Here is a 26,153-nt window from a genome sequence, read left to right as displayed (position 1 = left end):
ACTTAATAAATGACGATTGAACGACATGCTGCCGATGGCATCGAGAAAATAGTCGATGGCGACGAGTGACATGGCGCTTTACAGCGCACTCGGTGTTCTTGTTGCTCCTGCGCTTCGAGCCAAGCTTGTGGCATGGAGTGGTGTTTGGATTGGTGGCGGAGGTCGAGTTCGGGGGGGTATCTGTTTCGAAATTCCAAGCGAGGTGCTGGCGATGAAATATGGCGAAGCGGACGCTGATTATTATTTTGTATGGTTTTAATCGGCTGGAATCGACCCTTTTCGGACGATCACTCCATCCAATCTAATGTCAGCAATTGGAAGGTCAACGGCCACAGGAATATACTGATCTATTCATAATTTAGTCTGTTGTAGCATGCTGAAATCGGATTGAATTTAACTAATCTAGGTTTGACAATAAGAAATCCAGCCTAGGTCCGACAGGAACGAGTTTACTCGGATTGTTATGTGGATGGCTCATTTAATGAGTGACGATTGATGTGGTCAAAATTCACGATTTCTTCAATACTTTTTGTCCGGTAATGCACTCTCAGGTTGACATCTGAGTTCAATATAGCGTTTTCCGGTGTTGAATATCGCTTTAACCGCCGCATCCGGGTATGCCGTTGCGCACATCGGTGATACTGCATTTGCCAAAGCCGACAACCTGGCTGTCAAGAACCGCTACTTTCCTGGCTTTTTTAGCGCGTTTGTCGATAGTTTCCTCCTCGTCGCCAAATGATTTCCCGGCTGCGGATTTCGCCGCTGCGGCAGCGGCGGCATCGCCGGCGATCATGGGATTGCTAACCTGAGCCGCAGGGGCCGGCGCTGGATTGGCGATTTGAATGTTGTCAACGCCTCTAACCTGGCCGGGCAAAATGACTTTGCCGCCGCCGATACCCGCCTCGCCAGCATCGACGTAACCGCGCGGGGTTAGCAAATAAACATTACCGATGCGTTTGCGGTTAAAACCCGATTGCGCGCGAATCCCGCTGCCCGATACAGTGGCCGGAAACACCACGACCAGATTGCCGTTAGCGTCCAGACTGACTTTGGGTTTGGGTGTCGAGATAGCTGATTTTGCGCCACGGCCGGCGTCGATATTCCCCTCCGAAGACCAAGCGGTAATGTCGCCGCCGTCCAGCGTAAATATCCTGGATCGATTGACTTGTAAGTCGCCATTGACCAGGATGTTGACGTCGCCTTCGCGTTGCGCCACTACGCCGAGCTGGTCCTGGCTTTTCTGCCCGGTAAATGCCGACGCCAGGCCGACGTTGATCATGCCGCCGGGTGCCAACAGATCAATATCGCCGCCGTATAGGGTCTGGATGCGACTGAAAAATAGCCGGATACCCCCGGACGGACTGCTTGGAAATAAGCGGGCGATGGCAGCGTACCCGCGTTGGTAAGCGGCGGCTTTTTCCTTGTCCGGTAAGCTGGCGGCGGAGACAGCTGTGGCGCGAATTTCCGTGAACAAAATATCCAGAGCAACCGCCAGACGACCGGCTGTGGTGGTTTGCAGGTTCAACTCGGCCAGACGGTCCTGGTAAGCGCCGTTGGCGACATAGTCATTCAGAAAATCCTCCAGCGGCCGGGTATCGTGCTGCAAGCTACTGCCGGCAATGACAATAATATCGGCGCCGGTTTGCGGTAAGGCCGAATTCAACAGTGGTCCGACCGTGGTAATGCCCTCGGAGCTCCCCAGATCGACATTGCGTCCCGCCCAGATATTCAGCAAACCCGGACCCGCCAACTGAATGCCGCCGGGCGAGCCTTGCACCGTGCCGGTGGTGGGGTCGCGCAAGATCGGAAATACCAGGTCGCGGCCTATACTGATACTCGTGACATCGCCGGCATTAATATTCTGGATCGCCAGGCTCAGATTGTACAAATCCTGGCCGGCCCAAATATCGGTAGACTTGGCTGCCGCGACTAACGCATCGCCGATACCGGTAATGCTGCCGTTGGCCGAAACGATGCGGTTGCGACTGGTATCGTTACGGTGGATCGGTTGCGGGGCATGTACGGTAGAAGCATCGCCGCCGAAAGGCGTGGTAAATAGATATTTGGTTGCGCCGGCGACTGTCGTGGCTGGTTGGGCAGCAGACTGCAATCGAGCAGGATCGACATCCAGCTGATTGACACGGGTACCGCTGCTGTCGTTACCGATACTAATGTCGCCGTTCGCCAGTAAATTCAGGCTGCTTTCCGCGGCAGGGTATAGCGTCATCGAGTTGACGATTTCTAAACCGCCGCTGAGTGCCTGAGCGTGGAGATTGCCTGGATATAAGGTCAGCAGCGGATAGTCGGTGCTTTTCAAGATTGCCCGGCCCATGGGCGATGCTTGGTCGAAGATTTTGTAGGCTTGGACGATAGCTTGTACATCGTTATTCAGCACCAAGTTGCCGGCCAGGGTTTGCAATTCAATCGCGCTGTCGGCGCTATAACTGCTGAAGTATGAGGTTTTGTCCAGGAATTTGGCTGGTGTCAACGAAAACGGGTTCAACACCGTGCCGACGTCGATACCGCTGGCGGCTTGAACCTGGAATTGAGCGTCGCCCAGCGCAAATACCGGGCCGGCCGTGTATTGGCTGCCGCCGGTGATCGCCCCATCCGCGCGAATATCGGTAGTACCCTTGTCAACGTAAAACACCCCGCCGGCTATGTCGCCGCCGGCATGTACTTCCAAATTACCGCCGCCTTGTAGTTGCCAACGGTTTTCGACGACTAGGCCGTTGTCCGTCACGCCGACCGGTTTTGCCGAAGTCGGCAACATCACCGACAAATCGTGAATATCCGCGCCGGCCTTGATGCTCACATCACCACCGCCCAACGCGCCTATGTTCTCTCTAAAGCCGAACTTCAGGTTTTGAATTCTGGCATTGGCGCTGTTTTGTACAACCAGGCCATCGAACATGATGCCCCACGCGGTGGCTCTATCGGCGGCGCTAATGCCGTCGCTGGCGTCCCAGTTACCGGTGCGTTGCAGCCAGTCGGACATCAATTGCGGGCTGGCGGCACCGATGACATTGCCGCCGGCGTTTAGGCTGACGTCGCCGCCGTCGAACGGATATTCGACGAAAAAAGCCGCAGCGACCAGAGCATTGCTGAAGTTGCCCCAGCGCTCGGTGTCGGCGGCGCGGCCGGCGGTGTAAATGGTGGATGTAGCATCGCTAAGGGTAATATCGCTGGCGGCGGCGACGTTGATGTTGCCGGTGCCGGTGCGGACGCTAGTATTGGCTGCAACGGTTAGTGAGCCAGCGTTCAGCGAGGACTGCACCGCAAGCGGGTCGGCACTGGTTAAATCGGCGCCGGCCACCAAGTTATAATTCCAGGATTGACCGGTCTGCAAAACCAGGGTTCGCAGCCAATTGCCGTTTACACCCAGCATGCCGGCCAGTTGGCTGGAATCGTACAAGGCAAAGCCATCGCTCAGGGTTTGGTTTATGTGCAACTTGCCGGCGGCCCTCACGCTGAGTGCGCCGACACTATTGCCGTTATCGAAATGCCAGCTCCGGCCTTGCGAGTCCGGAAAGGCCAGATCCCAGCCATTGTGCGAAATCAGGCTGCCGTTGATGTTGCTGGGCTTGTACTTGATGTTGGCGGCACCGGCATTCGGAAATATCCTGACAAATAGGGTGCGGAAGGTGGCCGATTGCGGGTTGGCATCAAAATAATAAGTGCCGTCCGCAGTTAGGGAACTGCTGGCGGCTTCGGTCAGGTTGCGGACCACGCCGTTGCTGCCGATTTGCTGTAAGGCATTCACCACGCCGGCGGCATCGGTGAGCGAGGTTTTCCATATCGAGCTGGACTGTTGCGTCCAGTTCATGCCGGTCAGCGATTCGGTCAAATCCAGCGTCAAATCGCCGCTGCTGACTATATCCACACCCGCTTGCAAACTAAAACCGCCCAAGCGCTGTTGCAGATCGGCATTTGCGGCTGCTGCGTTCAGGTATTGCTGGGTTTCCCCGCGCCATGCCCCAATTTGACTGTTACTTAGCGGGATGTCTCGGTAATGTGCGGTCGCGGAGACGTTCAGTGTATGGGCACCCAGCACGCTGCCGCTGGCTATCGATACCGCCGCGTCGCCGTTGCCGAACCGGTTGACGACGGCCTCGACGCTGCCGCCCGCACCGCCGGAGACATCGATGTTGGCACCAGTGGCGACAGTGACACCGTGATCGCCGTCGTTATCAGCATCCATAGAGCTTATAACCACCGAGCCGCCCGGCTTGCCGGCGGCGGTAGATGCTGCATTGAGTTTGGCGCAGGCTAGAATGTTAATGCTGTCGCCGGCGGATAAACGGATGCTGCCGGCCTGCTGGTCGCCCACATCCAAGGTGCCGAATACATCCAGCTTCCCGGTATCGACGCTTAGATTAAGGTTGTGGGCTTTGACGTAATCGCTTGCAGCGACTGTTAGATCGCCGCTACGTTGGCGGATGCTCCAGTCGCCATTAAAGCCGGCGTTGGTCAGATAGTTATTCAAGACGGAAAAGGTAGCTCCGGAGCTAGTTGTGGCGTCCATGTTGATATTGCCGCCGCGCGCACCTTGATAACCCAGGCCGCGTATCTCGCCGGTCAGGGTTAAATGCCCCAATCCTGACGACAGCGATAAGGTGCCGGCGTCGCCGCCCAGCTGGCTGCCGGACACATCGAGCAGCGAACCGGCATTCAGGGTCAGGCTGCCGCCGGCGGATTTCAAGAAAATACTGCCGCCGCCGGTATTGACATGATGGCCGGCCAGATCGATGTCGCGGCCACTGGTGTCTATGCTGCCGGAGATCGACAAAGTCTGAGCGGCTTGCAGTTTGACGATGCCGGAAGCCAGTTCAATGTGGCCCTGATGGTTTATTTGTTCGGCCGCGACGCTTAATCGGGCGCCGAGGGCGTCACTTTGCGGGGCGGTTCCGGCGGCCAAGGTAGTCAGATCATGGCTGCCTAGATTCAATGAGCTATTGGCGCCGGCGGTCGCTGTCCAAATGGGTGTGGCGATGGTGACATCGCTATCGGCGCGGATATCAGCGGTGCCGCTGTTGACGACTGCGTTGAGCCCTTGCAATGAGATTTGCTGGAAGCCCGACCAGGCGTATTCGCCGGCGCCCAAAGTGATAGTGTTTGCGGTCAAGTTTAGTTGGCCGTTGCCGGCGGCGGTAAATGCCGTCGGTGCGCTGCCGCTGTTTTTAAGGGTGATAGTTTCGGCATTGATGGCGGCAATCTGATTACTGCTGCCATAGCCGTAAAGACTTGCGGCATTTAATACCAAATCCTTTAATTGCAGATTCATCGCGCCGGCGATGTCTATCGCGCCAAAGCTGTTTAGCGTTAACTTGTCTACGCGCAGGCCGTTTAAGGTGGCTGCGGATAATTGCAGTCCATCGCTGCCGCCGGTATCACCTAGTGAAATACGGCTGGAACTGAGGGTCAATTCGCCCTGGTTCATCGCGATATTGCCTGAGAAGCGGGTGTCTTTGCTGGCATCCAGCAGAATTGAGCCGGCACTGGACAGCGTTGCCCCGTCGGCGATGTCCAGCGTGCCGCGCAGTCCGGTTAACGCATCGGCGGCGCGCACCACGTTAGCCTGGCTACCTGCCGACACCCTTAATAGGGCGCCGTCGCTGCTGCCATCGGTATTGATGACCTTAAGGTTGGTATCGGTGCGGCTGATTGTGCCGGCGTTGCTTAACGTTGTGTCGCCTGCTAACGAGACGGTATCGCTCGCTGCCAGCAGAATTTCCGGGGCTTGCAAACGGCTGCCAGCCGCTACGGTCACTGTTTGCGCGCCGACTGTTAGCTGAGTTTGGCCGTTGCCGCGACTGCGTCGACCGCCCAGTAACAGGCTGTCGACGCCGAGGCGGTTCAATTCGTCGGCTAACAACACCGTGCCGGGATCGACGCCGATGCTACGGCTGCTAACCACGGCCAGTCTATCCGCGCTGATGTCCAACATGCCGCCCAGCCCGCCTGGAGCTGCGGTAGCGCTGATTTGCGCCGCCATTTGCAAGCTATTGCCGGCCAGCAGGCTGAGATTGCCGGCGTCTTGCGGTAGCGAGTTGCCCGCGAAGAAATTACTTGTCGTAGTTTCCTGGTATTCGGAGCGGGTGCGGGAAATGGCGCCCGATTCGACGGCAAAGCCCGACCAGCGGCTGTCGGCGATATTAGTGCCGGCCGAATAACGGTAGCCGGCGACGATGGTCGAGCCATCGGTACGTAAAGACTTGGTACCGGCTGCCATATCGGTGGTATTGGCTTGCGGGGTAATCAGATAGGCGCCGGGTAGCAAGGCATAGTGTGCCGGTAGCAACAGGTAATAGCCGGCCGCCAAGCCTGAGTTTGCGCTGAGAAAAATACTGTCACCCAGATTTAGACCGGATTTGGCGAATTCCAGCGGGTCGAAGGCGACAAAATCGGCTTGATAATTGGGTAATACGGCGTAATTTTGTTGGTAGCCGGGTGATGTGGGATCCAAAGTATCGATACTGCCGCCCGGTCCGGCGATGAACTCGAAAGCCGACAAATCGCCGCCGCCGTTTAAATTGACCACAGCGTCGCCGGCCAGATTGATGTCCGGTGCGGATAAGGTAATGGCTTTTTGCGGTGTGCCGTTTTGGATATTGTTGTAAGTGCCCAGCGGATAAATCCAGTCCAGACCGCCCTGGGTGCGGCCGAACGGAATCACGATGCCGTCGTCGTCGCTAACCGACGTGAAGCTGCCGGCAGCCAGGGTCAACGAATTACCGGCGTTTAAGGCGATGTTGCCGAATGGTGCCAATAAAACGCCATGACTGACAATGTTTGGCGCGTTGATATTTAATTGTCCGACTGCCGACAACGGCGTATACCAATTTCCGATGCCAGGCAGAATATCGATCAGACCGTTCGGGTTTAGTGCGGCATCCAGCTTCAAGCTGTATTTGCTGAGCGTGGTGGGATAGATTTGTCGGGCACTCAAACTAAGATTGCCGCTGAGGCTCAGGCCGCCGATCAGGTCGGCTTCGCTGTTGGGATTGATACCGGTTAAGCGGATGTCGCCGCTACTGTTCAGGCTGGTTTGCGCAAAGCCGGCAATTTCGCTGGAACCGAACAAATCTATCAGCTGGGCGTTGATGCTCAATCCGACGCTGCCGATTGCGGCGCCTAGATTGCCGTGAGCGGCGCGGTTCCAGCTGGAACCCAGGCTGAAGGTATTGCTGGTTAAAGCCACCTGGCCGTAGCCGGCGTGGCTGATCAATGGCGCATCCAGTTTCAGGTTTTGCGCCAGAGTCAGACTAAGGTCGCCTTCGAAACGGATCTCGCCGCGCTCGGGGCGTACGGGCGTTGCGGAATATTGATCGGGTTGTATCACCGATGCGGCCAAGCCCAGTGAACCAAAGCCGCCTTCCTGAATTTGCCGGGCAGAGATATAAGCCTGGCCGTTAAATGTATCGGGGATGCCGTTGGCGGCCAGTTGCGCGGCGTCCGGTAAGTTGGGCAGTTCAGCGGAAAAATGGATCACCCGGTCGCCAGTCGTGAAGATTTGTTCTTCCGGTTCGCCGCGGTGTTGGGTGTTCAATTCCAGTTTCAGTGTGCCGCCGGCAGCTGCCGAACCACTGCCGGCCGCTGTGGTGCCCTGGCCGGCCCGGCCCTGCAATTGGCCTTGTAACAGCATGCCTTCGGCGGCGGTCAGGTTTATCGAGCCGCCTGCCGAAGCAAGGGTTTGCCGACTTTTACCTTTGGCATTAACGATGTCTATCGCCGACTGGGTTCCCGATACATCCATTCGGCTGCCGGCGGCTGTCAGGATGTAGCCGCGCTCGGCATTTAAGTCTATCCTGCCGCCGGCCAGCACATTGCCCAAGGCCAATCGCTGGGCGTTGGTCGTCCAAACCGTGGCACCGGCGGTATTCAGGATGGCATTATGGCCCAAGGCGATTGCCTGATTAGGGTTGTAGCCCTTATCCAGCGCGCTGGGCGGACTGCTCAGTTGTAAGCTTATTTTTCCTGCCGGTGCAAGCAGAGAGCCGTCGATGTAGATATTGGCGTCCGATTTTAGCGAAAAATCGGCGCCTGGATCGCCGATGATCGCGGTATGGCTGCCGATGCGAATGGCCCGCTCGGCGACGTAACCGCCGGCTATGCTGGCGTTATGGCTTAGATTTAAACTCAGATCGACGGCGTCGCGGATGTCGTCGGGCAAGACCGCCAATTGCACCAGGGTACTTAAGTCGCTGCCGCTGGCGGCCTTGATGGCCGTGGCTTTTAATTGCCAGTTGCTTTGTTGTAAATGGATTTGGGTGCCGTCGGCAATATTTAAATCGCCGGCGTTGGCGGTCAGACGGTAGCCGCTGAAGCCTCCGGATTGCAACAGCGCTGGCGACAGGTTCAGTACATGCGGATCGCCACTGGCGCCACCCAGCTGGATGCCGTTGGCGGTAATGCTCAGCACGCCGCCTTGTTGCAATGCATAGGCGGACATTATTGCGCCAAGGCTTAACACGCTGGGGTCCAGGCCGGCGCTGATCAAGTCGATATTCCCGCCGTGACCATTTTTGGTTTTGGTGTTGTTATTCAATGCGGCGCCGGCGCTGGCACTAATTTTAGAGCCGCCATCCAGTAGCAGATCGCCCTGGGCTTGGAGCAGAATATTCCCGCCGTCTATCGTTAAGGGCTTAAGTATTTGCGCGTTTTTACTATCGACTAGGTCGTTGATCCAACTGCCGCTGCTGTCGATGACGCTGCCGGCAGCCAGATGCAATCGGCCACTCAAATCGCGGGTGGGGTCCAGGCCACGCCGGGTTTTCAGTTCTACGTTGCCGGTCGGAGTCTGGATATTTCCCAATACCTCTATTTCGCCGGCCTGTAGCGACAGACTGCCCGCTTTTGCCAGGCTTAAGCGGGTGTTTTGCGGTATGGTCAGTTTGCCGCCGCTGCTGACGGTCAAGCGGTTCACACCTTGGGCGAACAAGCCGCTGCTTAGGTAAATCGGCACAGCGGTATCCAATTCGGCGCCATAGGCGTAGCCGGCACCGTTGCTAAACACCAGATCTTGCTGATATTGATTCGACCAGGTGGTGTCTATGCGCAATGCGCCGCCGCTTACCCACTTATCGGCGGTGCGCTGGTAAGCGCTGTTGACGGTGCCGGCCAGGATATTGCCGGATAAACCCAGGTCGCGGGTTTTGATAATCAGGCTACCGGCATCGCCGCCTTGGTAATAGTCGCTTTGGTAATAGCTGCTGTTGAGGATTTGTTGATAGGTGAGGTTAGGATCGGCGGAGGCAATGTCGACGATGCTGCTATTGGAACGCAGTTTGCTGGTGGTTATCTTGCCGGCCAGATAATGTATCGAACCGCCGGAAATTTCGATGTCCGCGCCTGGCTGGACGATGACATCGCCTTCGGATTGCAAATGAACGCTACCGGCGTCTAGGTTGCGCTCTTCAATGCTATGTTGAACTTTCTCCAGCGCGCCGGAGATGTCCGCCAAAGTGGTGCCGGTGCGGCTATCCACCTGCACGGTTTTGCCGTGCAAAAAGCCGGTTTTTTGCAGCGGCGCGTCGCGCAACTCGTTATTGCGCAGTTCCACATCCACTATGTTTGCCGACATCGGCAATTCGATATTCTTCACGCCGGATACGTCGATCTTGCTGCCGGCAGCCAATACGATTCGGCTGGTATTGTCGGCAGAGCTGGTGCTGAGCGGATTGGCTGGCGTGGCGCTGGCTGTTAGACTCACGTCGCCGCCGTGGGCCACAATTTGCGCAGCGGATTTCAAGCGAATTTGCCCTGCTTGCAAGTCTATTTTGGATTTTGGCTGGGCTTGGCCGCTAACGGCGCCGCCGGCGCTGGCATCCAACGTCGCAGTGGTCAGACTGCCCGATTCCAGCGTCACGCTGGCTTCAGTGCCCAATCCGTCGTCCGCAGCCGTGGTTCTTGATGTGCTGAGCGGCTTGAGCCGATAACGATTGTCGCCGGCTTCCAGGCGCGCGCCTTCCCGGGCCAGCAGGCGGACGCTGCCGTTCAATGCCACCGAGGTGCTGGCGGAGATTACGCCTTGTTGCGTCACCGCAAAACCCATCAGCGTGGTATTGCCGCGCTCGGTAAGGATCTTACCGAGGTTTTTCACGTCGCCGCCGGTTTTAACTTCCACAAGCAGGCCGCGCAGATTGTCGTCGTCGGTTTCCTGCAAATACACCTTGTCGGTGGCCGCCGCCAAAATCACCTGACCGTCCGGCGCCGAGATGGTGCCGCGATTTTCCACTTGCGGCGCGGCCATGATCACCCGGCCGCCGGAGCCGGTGCCGATTTGCGCGCCCGCTTCCACCAAGATGCGGATTTTCTCGCGATTGCCGTTGCCGGTATTTCGATACACAGTGCCGTCGCCGGCAAGTGCCGCCAGCGCATCCTTATTATTGGCACTGGCGTTGGCATCTACTACTTTGCTGATGCCTTGGGCAAACACCTCGTCAGCGATTTTCAGATTGGTGGCAACCAAACTGTTGGTGTTGACCGACGCGCCGTTGCCGAACACGAAGCCGTTGGCATTGACCAAATACACTTGGCCGTTGGCGCTTAGGGTGCCGGAAATCTTACTAGCATCCAGCTGGTGAATGTTGTTCAGAGCGACCGACGAACTGGTTGGTTGCGCGAATTGCACGCTCTTGCCGGCATCGATATTAAAGCTCTGCCAGTCCAAAACGGTTTTATCGGTGGTTTGGTGGATGGTCAGTTTTTGACCGTCGGCGCTGTAATTGGCTGAGGCGTGGCCGACATTGATGCCAGGGTGCCGCGCGGCACTGGTGAGATCGGCAAGCGCGGATGGATTGGCGCCGCCGGCATTGATCGAGACGGGCAAGCCGCCGTCGGCCCAGCTATCGGCGACACTGGAGATTGCCAACACGCCGCCGGTTAAAATTCGCCGAATGCTTAGTCTAAGCAGTGGCTCCTTGCCGGTAAATGGGGTGATCGGCGTATTCATACGGTTATATCGAAAATATAGAAAGGTATTTCTATGTTTACTCGTTTATATCGCCAGTGCAAGACCTAAACGCTGTCAACGCGGCAAATTGTGGGGATTTTAATAGGAGATCTCACAATAAACTCACTAGTACGCTATGTTTTAGCCTTTTATTTCCTTATAAGAAATAATAAATTCCCGAATAATATTTGACCTGATTCACATATTTGCCTTACGTTATGTTCGTCGGGGTATAACGAAAAACCTTCGTTCCCGATCAACACGGGTTGTAATCGCTGCGGATAGATTGATGCCGGCAAGCCTTTGCGCCATGGACACATAACGGGACAAGGGTCTCATTAAATTTATTAGAGGTAGTTTATGAAAATGGTGAAGCGGCAAGGTTATCAATGGGCGGCGGCTATATGTCTAGTGGCCGGCATGAATTCGGCGCAAGCGGCTATCAGTAACGGTGCGCCGACGATTCAGCCAGGCGGTAGCGGCGTGGCCGGCGAGTTGTTCTTGAACGTGTGGGATCAGGCAGCGGCAATGTCTTACAGTATCGACTTGGGCGTCACGGTAGGCGACTTTCTGGCCGGCAGCCAGGTGTCCTCCTATTGGAATCTGGATCAGCGTTTTGTGAATTGGGCGGCGGCGACCAGCGACCCGCTGACATTTAATGTGGCAGGCAATAATTCATATGTCGGTCTCAACAGCGCGGACTATGGTGTGCTGTTAAGCCGGAGAACGGGTGCGTCAGCGCCGGGCAGTTTCAGTATGAGCGCGCTTGCAACCGTGACTACCAGAATCAGTGCTAGAGCCACTGCCTTGAATATTGCCGAAGTCGCGCAGAACAGTGGCGCTACGGCAACGGATTACGCCGCCGATCTCAGCGAGGTGACCACGACCAATGCATCTTCTTATTTCGATAAAGCTTGGGGTACCAGCATGAATATTTCAGGCTGGGTAGGTAGTGCGACGGTCAGAAACGGCGGTAATCCCGACCAAACCCTGAACCTCTTCTTCATTCATTCCCCAGGCGGCACGGTTGCGAGTGGTACCCCAGTGGTATTCAACGAACTGGACGGTTTTCTGAGCCTGGATATCGCCAGCGCCAAACTGACCTGGACCTCTAATGTCGCCCCTGTTCCGGTTCCCGGCGCTGTGTGGCTGTTTTTGAGCGGCATACTGGCCGTGTTGCGGGTGCAAAAACGCTCCGGCGTCGCATCGATTGCTTGAACCCTTTACTTCCTTTTTCTATTGGAGCAGATTATGTTTTCTTCCTTATCCCGCAAGCTTGTTGCGGCCGGCTTGATGATAGCTGCTATAGGCGATGTCTGGGCGCTGACCCCGGCGGACGGCGCCCCGCAACTGAGTTTGTACATTCCCGGTTCCCAATCGAACGATCCGGCTTTCGGCTTTATGATCAACAGTACCACGCCGACCAATGCCTTGTGTTTGGACAATCCAACCACCACCGGCGCGGGTACCACCACGCATGTCTATTTCCATACCGCCGGCGCCGCGTCGGCCGCCGTCAACGACAACTACTCTGCGATCTATTGTAATACCGACGACACCAAGATACCCGGTTTGACCGGCGGGACTGGTGCGCACCATACCACCAGGTTGTGGATCTCCCGGCGGCGGCTGGGTGCGTCATTTGTTGGTTTGGATGCGGTGGCTAACGGCACCTTGCTGACCTATCTGAAAGATCCCACCACGGCGGTGTGCAGCGCTTTCAACGGTTCCTATGCGTCCGGGGGAGCGACTTTTCAATGGAACTATTCCTGCACCACTGCCACCCCTGGCATAGCGGCGACTGCAGCGACGTCGGACGTGACGCCGGATGTGTTTCACGGTGTCGATAACGTAACGCCTGGCAAAGCGGATATAGATGCCGCAACACTCGACAACAAATATGCGTTGGGCGGGCATATCATCGGTACTCCGGTAACGCTGAAGCTGCGTAATGCATTGCAATACGCGCAAATCCAGAACGGCTCCTTGCCAGGCAGTTGTACGGTAGGTAATGAAACGCCCGCTTGCGTACCGAATTTGTCCAAGGAATCGCTGGTCAGCTTGTTTAGCGGGCAGATTGCTGACTGGAGCACATTTAAAGTGAAAGTCGGCGGTGTAGATAAAACTCTGCCAGAAATCGTTCACGACGGCGTAGTAGCTGCGGTGCCAGGTTTGTCCGACCCGTTGGATACCACCGTGCATATTTGCCGCCGTGAAAACGGCGCCGGTCAGCAGGTGGCCTTGTTGGCCAGCGTGATGCAAAGCCCTTGCCTGGGCACATCTTCGCCCAGTTTGGCCCAACCGGGCGGGTTTGCCGATGTGCAATACGCCACTAGTTTAGGCGCGGTAGAAAAATGTCTGGGTGACTATAACGACGGTACCAACGGCTGGTTCGGCACCACCAATCCGGCGCCGTTTCCCAATCCGCCGGCTACCAGTGTTCCGCACGGCAACCAATGGGCGATTAGTATACAAACTACCGAGCGTAATGCCAGCCGCAGTGCCAACTATCGCTTTATCAAAATTAACGGTGCGCTGCCTACTGGTGAGCAGGTCTTCTTAGGCCATTACCCGCTGGTTGGCGAATACGCGATTTCCTGGAAAAACAGTGTCAGTGGCAACCAGGATAGCGCACTAAATGCCTTGGTTGCTTACAGCAGCCTGCCCAGCACGATTGCGTCTCGCAACGGCACCTTGAGCAATCATAGTTGGGGCCAAGCAGGTTACATAGCATTGAGCGCCAACGGGCATACACCGCCCGATACTTGGAATCCCGCTAATCCGGTTACGCCATTCACACGTTCTCTATTTGGTACGCCCGATGCTTGCGCGATACCTGTAGTCAACCCAAATTATGGCACCGTCGAACTGCGGTAAAGATAATTCCACGCCGCAGCCAAATCGGAAGTTGGCTGCGGTATCTCCGCCTATCAGTGCGATGGATGGTTAAGATTTTCCCCAACCCAAACACGATAGCGTTAACAAATCAGGATATTCAAGTTGATTTTCAAAAGGACTGAATAGGCTTGGACGGCACAGGGATGTGCACCTTCATTCGCCGATGCCCAGGTTTTCTTATGCCTAATCGGCACGTTGTCATTCCTACACAAGGCAATACGCATGTATCAACGCAAAATTTCCGCTCGTCATTGGCTGATTTTTGGTCTGACTTTCTGTTTGTCGGCATTGACACAGCCGACTTGGGCCGCTGTTACTTCCAGTCAGTTTGGTCTAGGCGGCTTTCTCAATCCGGGAAGTCCCGCCAGCTTCGATCTGGCGGCTTTGGAAAATTACGCAGCCACTCACTCCGGCGCGCAAAAAACCGTGACATTGAGCAACGGCGATGTCTACACCGGCGTGTCCCTGAGTGCCTTTCTCGGTAGCTTTCTGAAAACTGATACCACGGTGCCGAAAAACGACATCCTGCGCGACTATGTGGTCGCTAGCGGCACGGATGGTTACAAGGCGGTATTTTCGCTGGCGGAAATGAATGCCGCGTTCGGCAATCATAACGACATCATCGCTTACAAACTCAATGGGGCCAATCTAATCGGCACTGGCTTTGCTCGCATTGTGGCGCCGGATGATGTCAAAGCGGGCCGATGGGTATCGAATCTGTACAGTCTGCAAGTTGGTCATATCGATTACGCACCTGCAGTAGGTGGCGTGTCTGGACAATTCACCGTCAACGGTGAGGTTGCCAACGCCGTTAGCTACGATGTCACCAGCCTAGCTGCCGCGCTACCTGCCAAGATCGTTAACGTGAATACGCCACCATTAACCGGATCGTCGTTTACCGGCGTTTCTTTATGGGATCTGCTGAATCTATCCGGCATCGTGACCAATCCTGGCGTAAAAAACGACATTCTTGGCAAGTATGTTGTCGCTACCGGTAGCGACGGTTATCAGGCGGTATTTGCGCTGGGCGAGCTTAACCCCAATTTTGGGAATATCTCGGTCTTGGTCGCTTACGCCGATGGTTCGGGCAATTCCTTGGGCAATAAAGGCTTTGCGGAATTGGTAGTACCCGGCGATGTAGCCAAGGGCGGACGCTATGTTTCCAATCTCACAAGCTTAACTGTGGTCAGCACCGTACCGTTACCGGGCAGTGTTCTGTTTATGTTCAGCGGCTTGCTGGCATTTGGGCTTCGTAGACACCGTAAGCCGTCTTAACTATAGAGGCGGTCGACATATGAAATTATCCAACGAGGATGTCAAGCTGTTGTGCTGCGCGGTGTTGATTATTCTAGTGATGGGCTTGTTAAGCCAGCCGGTGCCGGCCGCTGATAACAACCGACAAACGGAAGTGGCCGAGCGCGGCGCTAAAGTCATGCCGTTCTCGTTGGCGCAAACCCAGCATCAATTCAGCAAAACCGCAACGGGCGGCATGCAGCGGGTAATTGCCAGGGATGATTTAAACCTGGAACAAGTCTGGTTGATCAGGCAGCATCTTGAGCAACTGGCAGCGAGTTTTAAACAGGGCGATTTTTCCGGGCCGGAGTCTATCCACGGTGCCGATATGCCGGGCTTGGCCGGAATGCGCGGCGCCAAACCCGGTCTGCTGCAAATCGACTATACAGCGGAAGCCGCCGGCGCCAGTCTGACCTTCCAGAGCCGCGACCCGCAATTGATCAAAGCCGTTCACGACTGGTTCGATGCGCAACTGCACGACCATGGGCACGATGCGATGGATATGCACTGTCCGCATCATCAATAAGGTCTTGAAAAATGTTGCCGAACTTTCCAGGAATCCCCCTATGCGTAATGCTTTAAAACTGGGCTTATGCCTGCTCCTGTTGCCAGCACTCTGCCAAGCCTGGTGGGATGATGACTGGGATTCCCGTCGCCAAGTCGCGGTGGATGCGGCAGCGACCGGCGCCGATATTCAGGAGACGCTGAGCGATGTGCCGGTACTGGTGCGGCTGCACGCCGGTAATTTCGGCTACTTTGCCGAGCTGGCCGAAAACGGCCGTGATTTGCGATTTTTAAAAGACGACAAAACCCCGTTGGTGTACGACGTCGAACAAATCGACGTGTTGAGCGAGATCGGTCTGGTCTGGGTGAAGTTGCTGCAATTGCGCGGCGGGGTGAGTAGCGACGACTTCTGGTTGTATTACGGCAACGCCAACGCCCCGGACGCTTCGGATCCTAAAAATCTCTACGATGTCGCTCAAGGCCTGGTGTATCACTTTAAAGACGGCGAAGTCCTGCCGCAGGACGCCACCGCCTACGCCAGCCATGCCGCCGATTCCAAAGCCACGATTCAACCCGCCGGCTGGATCGGTGCCGCCGCCCAGTTCACCGGTGCCGGCCCGTTACAGGTCAATCCCGCGCCGCAGCTAGCCATCGCGCCAGACAAAGGCTGGACCTTTTCCACCTGGCTAAAGCTCGACCAGCCGCAGAACGGCGCGAATCTATTGGAAGCCCGCGAAGGCGGCAATGGCATCGACTTGGTAATAAAAGGCAGCGCATTATCGGCGCGCTGGACCGGCCCGGCCGGCGCTGTGACTACCGCCCCGGTCAACCTAACCCAGGGCAAATGGCAACACATCGCCGTCACCGCCATTGCTGACAAACTGGCACTGTACGTCGATGGTATGCCGGTCGGCAATGCCGCGATCACGCTGACTACCGTCAACCCGGCTATCGCCATTGGCCGCAATCTGGTCGGTTTGCTCGACGAAGTGCAAATCGCCGCCACAGCCCGCAGCGCCGACTGGCTAAAACTGAGTTTTCGCAGCCAAAGCCCGGATTTCTCGGTATTAAGTTACGGCCAGGACGAAACCAACAGCAGCGGCGACGGGCATTTCATGGTCATCGTGCAAAACGTCACCGTCGACGGCTGGGTGGTGATCGGATTGACCTTGATCATGCTGGTGGTAGCGGTGATCGTCATGGTCAGCAAAACCTTAGTGATCAACCGCATTGCCAAGGATAACCGCGCCTTCCTAGTCCAGTATCGCCAGCTCGATCCCAACAAACTCAGCACGCTGGACCAGGAGGAAACCGCCGAAGACCAAGAACTGGCAGACTCCGACTTGCTCACGGCTTTGGTCGGCAAACATGACCACTTCCAAAGTTCGACTTTGTATCACCTGTATCACACGGCAATCCATGAATTGAACAAGCTGCAAGGCGGCGACGGCCAAGTGGTGACCCGCGAAGCGTGGGACTATCTGCGAGTAAAGCTGGATTCGCAAATCGTTACCGAAAGCCAGCGCCTGAATAGCAATATGGTGCTGCTGACCATTGCCATCGCTGGCGGCCCTTTCCTGGGTTTGCTGGGTACAGTGGTGGGGGTGATGATTACCTTCGCGGCGATTGCCGCCAGCGGCGATGTCAACATCAACGCCATCGCCCCCGGTATCGCCGCCGCGCTGCTGGCCACCGTGGCCGGTCTGGCCGTGGCGATTCCCGCCTTGTTTGCCTACAACTACCTGTTAACCAAAATTAAGGACATCACGGCCAACATGCGGGTGTTCAGTGACGAATTTCTGGCCGTGTTGTCTATGCGCGCCGCCCAACAACCGCTGGGAGCGTAAGTCATGAGATTAGAAGAAGAAGGCAAGATATATGACGACATTAACATCACTCCGATGTTGGACGTGGCCTATGTGCTATTGCTGATTTTCATCATCATGACCACTGCTACCGTGCAGGGCATCACCGTCAACCTACCCAAGGCCAGCAGCACGCCGTCCTTGTCCAAACCTAAAACCAAGGCCATCTCGATTACCCCGGACGGCAGCATCTATCTCGATACTTACCCGGTATCGCTTCAGGAACTGGAAACCCGGCTGGCGCAATACAAGGCCGCAATTCCGGATTTACCGGTCATTGTGAAGGCCGATGCCAGTGTGCAATATCAAAAAGTAATTGAAGTGCTGGATGTGGTGACCCGGTTGCAGATCAATCAGTTGGGCTTGGTGACGCAGAAGTTGGTGAAGTAGGGCGGCGGTACTTGCTCAGGCGGAACATCTCGTAGCGGCAACAGAACTATCAAAGATTTATGAATAACAAATACGCATGGCTACGCCGACTGCCGGTGTTGCTGGGAATGGGTTTGAGCCTGCTGATATTGCTAGCGGTTTGGCTGCTGCAGGATAAATTTCGTAAACCACCGCAAACCAAAAAGGTGATGCAGCAAATTACCATGATTCAACCGCCGGCACCTTTGCCGCCAGAGCAACAGCCTGCGCAGACGGAGGAGGTAAAGGAAGAAGTGCTTGATGTCCCTGAGCCCGCACCAGAACCGGAGCCTTCGCCGGAGCCTGAATCGGACCAGACCCCGTCCGCGGAAGAGCTGGGGCTGGACGCCGACGGCACGGCCGGCAGCGACGGCTTTGGCTTGGCCGCGCACAAAGGCGGACGCTCTATCTTGGGCGGAGACGGGGGTGGTGGCAATGCCATCCTCTGGTATGGCGGGCAGATTCAACGCCAAGTGGAGAATGGCTTACAGGATTTGTTGGCCGACACGGCCGCCAGCCGAGCCGGTTATAGCGTGATTTTGGAGGTTTGGGTCGGTGCGGATGGCGGGATTAGCCGCAGCGAACTGTCCGGAGGTAGCGGCAAGACAGATGTCGACCTGGCAATTCGCGCCGTCTTGCCGCGCCTGCGCGCGAGCATCGGTAGGCCGCCGCCGGAAAACATGCCGCAGCCGATTCGGATCAGACTCAACTCCAGGGTTTAGAGGCGCAGGGTTTTGCGTCATTGCGAGAACCTTGCTTAATTTCGGCAAATTTCAAGACACTTTATAAACGAATAAACCACGATGAATATCCCAACTAAATCCCTGGTTGTTCTGCTGTTCGGCAGCCTTACGGTGATGACTCGCGCCACGCAAGCTGCCGATGAGACGATTTCGGTTAAGAAATCGACATTGGTCAATCTGGTCGATTTGTTGGTGCAGCGGGGCGTGATCAACAAAGAGGAGGGGCAAGGTCTGGTTAGTGCCGCCGAACAGGAAGCGGCTGAAGCGGCCAAAGTCAACGCGGTCCAAGCCAAAAACGGCAAAACGCTAAGTCATGGCGAACAGCCAGCTGAAAGCATGCCGGCAGCAGATGTGGAGATGCCTGCTGAGATGATCAAGGGAAAAGCCGGCAAAATCAAGCATGTCGGCTATGTGCCGGAGTTTGTGAAAAAAGAAATCCGCGACCAGGTCCGCGCCGAACTGAAAGCGGACGTGTTGCAAGACGTCAAGCAGGACGCTAAAACCGAAGGTTGGGGTATTCCCGGCGCGTTGCCGGAATGGGTGGCGGCGATTCATCCCAGCTTTGACATGCGCATCCGTTTTGCCGACGATTTTTATGGCAAGGCCAACGAAGGTGGCGTCGACAATGTCGGAATCGATACCAACGGTAACTTCTTCGGCCCGTATAACTGGTTGTCTATTAACAGAGCCGGCAATACCCCGCAAGGTGGCCTGAACCGGCAGGTCGCTTTAAACCCCAACGAAGCGATTCTAAATACCCAAAAAGATCGCCTGCGCTTGCGCGAGCGGTTTAGATTGGGATTTGAAGCCAATATTGCCGATGGCTTGAAAGCTGGCATCCGCTTTGCGACCAGCAATATCAACAACCCGGTATCCAATGATCAGACTCTGGGCAACACCGGGCAGTCCTATCAGTTTGCTATCGACCGCGCCTATCTGCAATACGATTTCCTGGACGCGCGCAAAACCAACTGGTTTAGCCTGTACGCCGGGCGCATCATCAATCCATTTGTCTCCACCGACATAGTTTTCGATCCCGACTTGAGTTTCGAAGGGGTGGCCGGCAGTTTTCGTTTGCCGTTTAATCGCGGAGCCAATAAGTTGGCCGGCTACAAAGCGCCGAACCCGACAGCGCGTTTCGGCATCAACCAGGGTCAGCAAACGCCGGACGCCCTGTTTTTAACGTTGGGAGTATTTCCGTTGCAGGACATTGATGTCTCGGTCAACGACAAATGGCTATACGCCGGTCAGGTTGGTGCGGACTGGTTGGTATTCAACGATTCGCGCTTGAATCTGGCGGTGTCCTATTACGAATTCCAGAACGTCAACGCCCGTCCCAATCCGCTTGGTAGTCATACTTACGATTGGACTGCACCGCAGTTTGTGCAAAAAGGCAACTCCATGGTGGCTATCACCGATTTCAATACCTTGAACGGCACATGCGACGATACGGTGGGCTGTTTGTTTGGCTTAGCTTCTGAATTCAAAGTGTTCAATGCCACTGCGATGTTCGATTATGCCGGCTTCGACCCTGTGCACGTGTTGTTGACAGCCGATTACGCCAGGAATCTGGGATTCGATAAACAACGGATAGCCGCCGAGTTTCTGAACGGCATCGTCAACTACACGGACAACAAACCGCACACTACGGCGTATCAACTCCGCGTGGATGTCGGCCAGCCGGAAGTCAGGCGCTGGGGCGATTGGAGTGTCAATATGGCCTATCGTTATGTGCAACGCGATGCGGTGCTGGATGCGTTTACCGATTCTATTTTCCACCTTGGCGGTACCAACGCCAAGGGTTGGGTGGCCGGCGTGCAATACGGTTTGGCGCGGAATACTTGGCTGAATCTACGCTGGTTAAGTTCGGACGCCATCGACGGACCGAAATACAGTATCGACACTTTAAATGTCGATCTGAATGCACGGTTCTAAGGAGATAAGTCATGATCAAGCAAAAAACGCCGACCTTGATTTATTTGCCGTGCTTGATACTGGTAATGATGTTGGCGGGTATTGAAAGCGGTCGAACGGAGCCTAAACCCGTAACGCCAGGTGGCGAAGCCATCAAAAAAGCCCAAGGCATGATTCGCCAACTCAGCCAAGAAAAATATGCGCTGGAGGCCGAAAAAACCGCTTGGCTCGCCGAGAAAGCCGCGCTGGATACCAAACTGAAAAACCTGGAAGCAGCGGTCAGCAGATTGCAAGCCTTGCAAGCCGAAGTGGAACGCTATAAATCCGGCCTGGAAACGGTGCGCAGCAATCTTGAAGCGCAATTGGGCCAACAACGCCAACGCGAACAGGCTTTGCTGCAAAAGCATAACGAAGTGGTCGGCAAGGCCCGCGACATTCGCGAAGACAACAGATTGTTAGTGCAAGCCGTGAAAGAGCGTGAACAGTGGATAGAGCAATGCACGGGTGTCAATCAACAGCTACGCACTATCAATCTGGAGGTATTGAAGCAATATAAGGACAAAAGCCTGCTGCAACAGTTGGCCGAGCTGGACCCCTTGACCGGTATCGGTCAGGTGCAAACCGAAACGGTAGCGGAAGAGTATCGCTATAAATTGCAGCAGTTGAAGATCACCCCGTTTGAAGCGACTCAGCCTGTCGTTATGTCCAACACTCGCGCGAATGGCGGGGCTGAGCCTGTCGAGCCGTCGACACTAGTGCCGGACGCTGGAGGAATTCAAGATGACCAGAGCCCTGCAAACCGGAACGCCTCGGGGGTCGCACATTGAGACGCGAAGCGTTACTGACCGCGATAAGCCTGGTCTTGACCGGAACAGCTGTCGTCCATGCTGCGGATGTGGTGCAAAATCCTGCCGCGCAACCTCAAAATTCGGCAAATTCGGGTGGTTCGGCTGAAACAGCGGCGCAAAGGTCAGGCGAGCAACAACCGCGTTTCGACGTGCTGGATTACCAGATCGAAGGCAACAGCGTGTTGGATGACGAAGCCTTGGAACGGGCAGTGTATCCGCATCTTGGGCCGGACAAAACTGTCGAGGACGTAGAGAAAGCTCGGGCCTCCTTGGAAGAAGCCTACCGCAACGCCGGCTATCCGAGCGTGGTGGTGGCAATCCCGGAACAAAATGTGGAAGGAGGGGCCGTGCGCTTGAGCGTGGTGGAAGGCACTATCGAGATTTTGCACATCAGCGGTTCGCGCTATTACGCGCTGGGCAAGATCCGCGACAGCCTACCGGCCCTGGCCGAGGGTCAAGTGCCGCACATGCCCAAGGTTCAGGAACAGATGAATACCCTGGCGCAGCAATCGGTTGATCGTAACGTGACACCAGTTTTCCGGGCCGGCTCGACGCCGGGCAAAATGGAAGTGGAGTTAAAGGTCAAGGACGAGCTGCCATTGCACGGCAATCTGGAAATGAACAGCCGTAACTCCGAACATACCAGCTACACCCGATTGTTAGGTTCCCTGCGTTACGACAACCTGTGGCAGAAGTTTCATAGCGTGTCCATGCAATATCAAGTGTCGCCGGAAATCAGCGACGAAGTCCTGGTCTGGTCCGGCACCTACGTGCTGCCGACCGGTTGGGCCGATACTCGTCTGGCTTTATACGGCATCGGCATCAGTTCCAATACCCAGCTCGGCGTCAGCGTCGGCGGCCTGTCCGTGGTCGGCGCCGGCTCGATTTACGGCGCCAGGCTGGTCAAGCCTCTGCCGGGTTCATCCGAGAATATTCTGCATAGCCTGAGTTTTGGCTTTGATTACAAAAGCTTTGATCAGCAGATAGCCAGTCTGACCGAAAGTGCGCCGATAAGCTATGCCTCGTTCATGACCGGCTATGACGGCAGTCTGCGCCACGAAGGCAGCGTCACTGCCTTGAGTCTCGCCGCGCATTTCTCGGTGCGTGGCCTGGGCAACGACGCGCAGCAGTTTGCCAACAAGCGTCTCGATGCCGAACCGAATTTTCTTTATTTAACTGGCGACCTGAAGCACCAGCAGCGTTTGCCGCTGGATTTTCGACTGTTAGCCCGAGCCGGCGGCCAGGCCAGCATGTCGGCCTTGATCAGCAACGAACAGTTCTCGGCGGGCGGCCCACTTAGTGTGCGTGGCTACCATCAAACCGAGTTGCTGGGTGATCACGGCGTAAATCTGTCACTGGAATTGCAAACACCGCACTTATTGCCGACTGTCTGGGAAGACAGCCAAAATCTGCGCCTGCTGACTTTCTTTGATTGGGCCAATATCTGGACCGATAATCCCATCGCGCCGACTCCGGCCTCCGCGCACCTGGCTGCAACCGGCATCGGTCTGCGTACGCAGTGGTTCAAACATTTACTTGGTGAATTGGACTGGAGCTATCCATTTTACCGGCATGGTAGTATCGAACCCGGCCATCAGCGGATTGATTTTAGGCTTGTTTATGAGTTCTAGAAACTGATATCTAGAATCGTAATCCTAAGCGCCTCTGTCGACTCGCAGAATAAAATGCACTGGATAGAATTTCGATTTAGCGCGTCCTACGATGTATTATGATTAGTCATCGTTGTCACCGTTCGTTGAAAAGGTATGAAATCTACAGAGATAGAATCGGACGCCTCGCTTCCCCACCTAAAAATAACTCTGCGTTTGCTACATTTCGATGAAATTGCCATGGGGCCAGGCAAAGCCGAGTTGCTGGAGGCGATTCAGAAGACTGGTTCTATCGCTGCGGCAGGTAAATCCATGAATATGAGTTACCGGCGAGCCTGGATGCTTGTGGACGTGATGAATCGGAGTTTCTCGGAGCCGCTGGTTCAGGCTGCCAGGGGGGGGAAGCATGGTGGTGGCACGATGCTAACACCTTTGGGGCACCAAGTATTGGATCACTACACTAAAATGGTCACCGCTGTAAACCACGCTGCCCAGGCATATTTACCTATTTTTTCAGGATTAATGTCGAAGCAGACAACTGAAAACAACGTAGATTAATAAATCGCTATCTTAGGATGTTATTGAACAAGAAAGGATGACTGCCTAATTGCGGGTTATCGATAAAATGGGTTCGATAAATCCGGTTGAAAAACAGGTAGGTTTTGAGCCATAAGGGGCGCGGTAATTCAGAACGTGCTACGTCTCATGGCTCCTCAAGCTCCGACTACCCTTTCACGCCGGCGAGGCCTGGGCTGAGTGAGCACTAGTGTGAATGATTGTCCCAACGTGTTCGCCTCGCAAAGCAGCGGTGAGCCGACCCGGTACTAGCCCATTCACAATTTGCACGTGCTCAAGGTGGCGTGCGGTTGCCATCACCTCAAGAAGCGCTCTGTCAAACGGCAACGTGCCCTGATGCGATACCAGATCGGCGACAGTTGTCTCTCGAACAAATTGCACTTTTTCTCCGTCGGGGCCTTTGGGATCGCCGGAGTATAAGCCATCGACGTCTTCCACGATGGTGAGACCAGCCGCCCCTAGCGCGTCGGCGAGCAAGAATGCGCCGGTATCAGCCCTATGCGTCGGAATTCGCGAGATGGGAAACTCGTGATGATGATACGGTGGAAAGGCACTGCCGACGACCGCACGAGCCGCAGAAAGGTGAATAGCAAGTTGGCTTTCGATAGTGGGGTGTTCTACGTAAGAAACCCCCTCAGGTGCCAGTAAAGACGCAAGAATATGACCGTTTTGGCCGGCCTCACTTGCCGCGAGTGGGGCTAACGATCCAACCGGGAGACCCAGATCAAGGCCGACGCTATAGAGGTGTCGTGCACGGATACCCGCGCCAGTCAGGATTAACAGACGGTGCTCGGGCAATAGTTTGCGAAGCTCGTCAACGATAGGCAGAATCGCATCTGCACCGCGATCCATAATGGCGCGGCCGCCAATCTTAACGACTTGCAGCCAAGGCAAGAGCCGAATCGGGCGCACACCGGCAACAGGGCGGGTAAGCTCGTTGTCCTGTAGGGTTTGGCGCGCTAGTGGCGAGGCAACGTGCTTGATAGTATTTGTGGTTTCAGACATGACAGTAACTCCCTAACTCGCAGTGATGATGGTGCCGACGTGCTCGCCAGCGAGGGCGCGGGTCAGATTGCCGGGGACAAGACCGTTCACAATTTGTACTTGACGAATGTGACGAGCAGTATTCAACAAGTCGAGCATAGGAAATTCAAGAATCGAATCGTGAAGCCCCTTCGCTTTCATTTCGTCAACCGAGATCTTCGGAATGAAGGTAGCGTTTTTCGATGTCTTGGGATTTGCGGTGTAGAGACCGTCTTCGTCCTTGACGAAAATCATAGCTTTACAGCCGAACTGTTCGGCGAGCAGAAAGCAGCCTGCATCGGTGCGATACGGCGGGATAACACCTTCTACGGGAGGGCGCGTCCAAAGTTTGTAAGGGGGCATGCCGCTAAAGATGACCGCATTCACCTCGGCAAGATAAAGCGGCACCGCCGAGAGTCCCGCCCCCTCAACTGCGGAGATTCCGTGCTTGGCGAGTAGTTGTCCCAGCATTATTGCATTCTGATCAGCAACCGAAGAGCCCAACTGCGAAAGCACGCCTGCTGGCAGGTTAAGCCCGGCAGCGATGGAATAGAGGTGTCTGGCCCGCGTGCCCGCGCCAGTGCCAATAAGCAGTTTATGGGCTTTGCGGGCCTCGACAATTTCGTCCACAAGTGGGTAGACTGCCGAACGGCCACGGTCGATGATGCTCTGCCCCCCGATCTTTATCACTGTCGCGTCAGGTAGAATCCTGAATTCCTCTGCCTCTTCCGCTGCAGCTAGAAGCTCCGCGTCTGTCAGTGAACGCTGCATGAGGAGTTCTTCGAGCTTAGATGTTGTTGCGTTGGTCATGCCTGATCCCCGTTATCTCCACTATTCACTGCAATAATTTTCGGAGGAGTCTAGTGTTGCTCCGACAGCCCCGAGGTAAAATTTCCAAGGCCTAGCTTTCACGAGATATTTCAGTGCTTGTCAGACGTGCCTGAAATATCCGCATGCCTATGGAATTAGTACAAACTAGACACTCATTCTATTACACGTTTGAAAGCAAGACCACACGGAACCTTGTTATCACTGCTTCCACATCCCTTTTATATCAGAAATTGCTCGATGATATATCGTGCCGGATTACTAATGCAGATATGTAAAGATGTGGAATGGCTAAAAATAGAAGTACTGCACACCGCGATATTAAGAGCCGTGGCTGGATTCGGTTTGGCGTGTCTGCATGAGGATATGATTGCGCAGCATGTGTTTAAGGCAGACTTTTGTCTGTACTTCAAGACTGGTGTCTATCGTTCCCAGGTCATCACTTGTATTATCCGGACGCCCGCAATCTTCCTCCACGTTCCAACTAGTGGTCGAAACATTGCGCTATCGGGGTAAAATTCTTAAATGTCGGCTTTCAGGCTTCGACTTGCCATTCATATTATCAACTTGATCGACAGGTAATGGCCGAAGTCTGTCTTCCCTCGTAAGCCAACATCAAATGGTAAAGTCCTAATGTGTAATTCCAATAGCAAGTAGCCTCGATGGAATCGAGGATTCGAAGGCCAACA

At 55.3% G+C, this 26,153-nt stretch carries 15 protein-coding genes; 12 read left to right on the top strand and 3 right to left on the bottom strand.

Translation table 11 applies throughout. The features are described 5' to 3' along the window. The first annotated feature begins 70 nt into the window (after positions 1-70). A complete protein-coding gene (locus tag JL719_RS21205) occupies positions 71-259 on the top strand; it encodes a hypothetical protein (RefSeq protein ID WP_033157762.1) in 189 nt (62 codons plus the stop codon). A 339-nt stretch (positions 260-598) separates the two neighbouring features. On the opposite strand, the gene JL719_RS21200 is transcribed toward JL719_RS21205, so the two are convergent. Further along, positions 599-10,954, bottom strand: coding sequence for a filamentous hemagglutinin family protein (locus JL719_RS21200; RefSeq protein WP_033157763.1), 10,356 nt, complete (start codon positions 10,952-10,954; stop codon positions 599-601). Positions 10,955-11,314: 360 nt separating this feature from the next. Between JL719_RS21200 and JL719_RS21195 the strand changes: the two genes are divergently transcribed. From JL719_RS21195 to JL719_RS21145, 11 genes are all read left to right on the top strand, one after another. After that, the gene (locus tag JL719_RS21195; protein WP_033157764.1) at positions 11,315-12,172 is read left to right on the top strand and encodes a hypothetical protein; all 858 of its coding nucleotides are present in this window, start codon (positions 11,315-11,317) and stop codon (positions 12,170-12,172) included. A gap of 33 nt (positions 12,173-12,205) precedes the next feature. Then, a complete protein-coding gene (locus JL719_RS21190; protein WP_033157765.1) occupies positions 12,206-13,831 on the top strand; it encodes a hypothetical protein in 1,626 nt (541 codons plus the stop codon). Between the two features lie 243 nt (positions 13,832-14,074). Beyond that, entirely contained in the window at positions 14,075-15,127 is a 1,053-nt protein-coding gene (locus JL719_RS21185; protein WP_051670159.1) for a molybdopterin-binding protein, read from the top strand. Between the two features lie 19 nt (positions 15,128-15,146). Then, positions 15,147-15,671, top strand: a complete 525-nt coding sequence (locus JL719_RS21180; protein ID WP_033157766.1) for a hypothetical protein — start codon at positions 15,147-15,149, stop codon at positions 15,669-15,671. A gap of 40 nt (positions 15,672-15,711) precedes the next feature. Then, a complete protein-coding gene (locus JL719_RS21175; RefSeq protein WP_033157767.1) occupies positions 15,712-17,496 on the top strand; it encodes a DUF2341 domain-containing protein in 1,785 nt (594 codons plus the stop codon). A gap of 3 nt (positions 17,497-17,499) precedes the next feature. Beyond that, the gene (locus JL719_RS21170) at positions 17,500-17,904 is read left to right on the top strand and encodes an ExbD/TolR family protein (protein WP_033157768.1); all 405 of its coding nucleotides are present in this window, start codon (positions 17,500-17,502) and stop codon (positions 17,902-17,904) included. A 59-nt stretch (positions 17,905-17,963) separates the two neighbouring features. Continuing rightward, positions 17,964-18,644, top strand: a complete 681-nt coding sequence (locus tag JL719_RS21165; protein WP_033157769.1) for a TonB C-terminal domain-containing protein — start codon at positions 17,964-17,966, stop codon at positions 18,642-18,644. 81 nt (positions 18,645-18,725) lie between these two features. Further along, positions 18,726-20,600, top strand: coding sequence for a putative porin (locus tag JL719_RS21160; RefSeq protein WP_033157770.1), 1,875 nt, complete (start codon positions 18,726-18,728; stop codon positions 20,598-20,600). A gap of 11 nt (positions 20,601-20,611) precedes the next feature. Further along, complete coding sequence (locus JL719_RS21155) at positions 20,612-21,406, top strand: hypothetical protein (RefSeq protein ID WP_051670161.1); 795 nt, start codon at positions 20,612-20,614, stop codon at positions 21,404-21,406. Continuing rightward, positions 21,403-23,058 (top strand): ShlB/FhaC/HecB family hemolysin secretion/activation protein, encoded by a 1,656-nt coding sequence (locus tag JL719_RS21150; protein WP_033157771.1) that lies wholly within the window; start codon positions 21,403-21,405, stop codon positions 23,056-23,058. The genes JL719_RS21155 and JL719_RS21150 overlap by 4 nt, the downstream gene beginning before the upstream one ends. Before the next feature lie 135 nt (positions 23,059-23,193). Then, positions 23,194-23,595, top strand: a complete 402-nt coding sequence (locus tag JL719_RS21145; protein ID WP_225892919.1) for a winged helix-turn-helix domain-containing protein — start codon at positions 23,194-23,196, stop codon at positions 23,593-23,595. A 174-nt stretch (positions 23,596-23,769) separates the two neighbouring features. Here JL719_RS21145 and JL719_RS21140 read toward each other — a convergent pair whose 3' ends face one another. Together JL719_RS21140 and JL719_RS21135 are read right to left on the bottom strand one after the other, a co-directional pair. Beyond that, the gene (locus tag JL719_RS21140) at positions 23,770-24,618 is read right to left on the bottom strand and encodes an amino acid kinase family protein (protein WP_033157772.1); all 849 of its coding nucleotides are present in this window, start codon (positions 24,616-24,618) and stop codon (positions 23,770-23,772) included. A 12-nt stretch (positions 24,619-24,630) separates the two neighbouring features. Then, positions 24,631-25,446, bottom strand: a complete 816-nt coding sequence (locus JL719_RS21135; RefSeq protein ID WP_033157773.1) for an amino acid kinase family protein — start codon at positions 25,444-25,446, stop codon at positions 24,631-24,633. Between the last annotated feature and the right edge of the window lie 707 nt (positions 25,447-26,153).

It is taken from the genome of Methylomonas sp. LW13 (genome assembly GCF_016865255.1).
Lineage (GTDB): Bacteria > Pseudomonadota > Gammaproteobacteria > Methylococcales > Methylomonadaceae > Methylomonas.
Note: the sequence above shows the minus strand (reverse complement) of the source record. Positions and strands in the feature narration are given on the sequence as shown.

Coding starts and splice junctions, on each gene's coding strand:
- JL719_RS21205 (WP_033157762.1), top strand. CDS start 71: ATGGCGCTTTACAGCGCACTCGGTGTTCTTGTTGCTCCTGCGCTTCGA.
- JL719_RS21165 (WP_033157769.1), top strand. CDS start 17,964: ATGAATAACAAATACGCATGGCTACGCCGACTGCCGGTGTTGCTGGGA.
- JL719_RS21140 (WP_033157772.1), bottom strand. CDS start 24,618: ATGTCTGAAACCACAAATACTATCAAGCACGTTGCCTCGCCACTAGCG.
- JL719_RS21155 (WP_051670161.1), top strand. CDS start 20,612: ATGATCAAGCAAAAAACGCCGACCTTGATTTATTTGCCGTGCTTGATA.
- JL719_RS21175 (WP_033157767.1), top strand. CDS start 15,712: ATGCGTAATGCTTTAAAACTGGGCTTATGCCTGCTCCTGTTGCCAGCA.
- JL719_RS21160 (WP_033157770.1), top strand. CDS start 18,726: ATGAATATCCCAACTAAATCCCTGGTTGTTCTGCTGTTCGGCAGCCTT.
- JL719_RS21135 (WP_033157773.1), bottom strand. CDS start 25,446: ATGACCAACGCAACAACATCTAAGCTCGAAGAACTCCTCATGCAGCGT.
- JL719_RS21190 (WP_033157765.1), top strand. CDS start 12,206: ATGTTTTCTTCCTTATCCCGCAAGCTTGTTGCGGCCGGCTTGATGATA.
- JL719_RS21170 (WP_033157768.1), top strand. CDS start 17,500: ATGAGATTAGAAGAAGAAGGCAAGATATATGACGACATTAACATCACT.
- JL719_RS21180 (WP_033157766.1), top strand. CDS start 15,147: ATGAAATTATCCAACGAGGATGTCAAGCTGTTGTGCTGCGCGGTGTTG.
- JL719_RS21195 (WP_033157764.1), top strand. CDS start 11,315: ATGAAAATGGTGAAGCGGCAAGGTTATCAATGGGCGGCGGCTATATGT.
- JL719_RS21200 (WP_033157763.1), bottom strand. CDS start 10,954: ATGAATACGCCGATCACCCCATTTACCGGCAAGGAGCCACTGCTTAGA.
- JL719_RS21145 (WP_225892919.1), top strand. CDS start 23,194: ATGAAATCTACAGAGATAGAATCGGACGCCTCGCTTCCCCACCTAAAA.
- JL719_RS21185 (WP_051670159.1), top strand. CDS start 14,075: ATGTATCAACGCAAAATTTCCGCTCGTCATTGGCTGATTTTTGGTCTG.